1 protein-coding gene is annotated in these 593 nt (G+C 64.6%); it reads right to left on the bottom strand.

The window, feature by feature from the left end; translation table 11 throughout:
- Positions 1–593, bottom strand: a 593-nt coding sequence (locus tag ISX93_RS16990; protein WP_195779942.1) for an autotransporter-associated beta strand repeat-containing protein, incomplete at both ends; no start/stop codon positions are given.

The raw sequence follows: 593 nt of genomic DNA, 5'->3' as shown, positions 1-593 counted from the left end.
CCGGCGTAGGTGCCGTCGCTGCTCTGGTCGAAGATCACGGAGGCGTCGTTGATGATGTCGCCCTGCAGGCTGCCGGTATTGCCCTGCAAGGTGCCAGCGTTGACCGTGGTGCCGCCGCTGTAGCTGTTGCTGCCGGTGAGGGTCAGTTTTTCCACACCCTGTTTGCTCAGCATGCCCGTGCCACTGATATCTCCTGCATAAGTTGCGGCATTGGTCTGGTTTACGCTCAGGGTCTGGTTGCGCAGATTGATGCTGCCGCCCGCGCCGGAAAGGTTGCCCACCGAGGCATTGAAGGTGTTGAGATCCAGGGTTCCGGCATTGACGGTCAGGTTACCCGTCGTTGGCAAAGCGTTCGCGGAGCCCAGCAGCAGGGTGCCGGCGTTGACCGTGGTACCGCCGCTGTAAGTGTTGTTGCCGGTGAGGGTGGCGGTGCCGCTGCCGGCCTGGACCAGCGCGCCCGTGCCGGAAATGGCGTTGCCGACGGTGATGGCGTTGCTGCGGTTGATCTGCAGGGTGCTGTTGTTGACCACGGCGCCGTTGCCGAGCTGGCCGGTGGTGCCGCCGGCGCCGATGCTGAGGGTGCCGGCGCTGAT

Source organism: Pseudomonas sp. N040, from assembly GCF_015637705.1.
Lineage (GTDB): Bacteria > Pseudomonadota > Gammaproteobacteria > Pseudomonadales > Pseudomonadaceae > Aquipseudomonas.
This window is presented reverse-complemented; position numbering and strand designations above follow the sequence as displayed.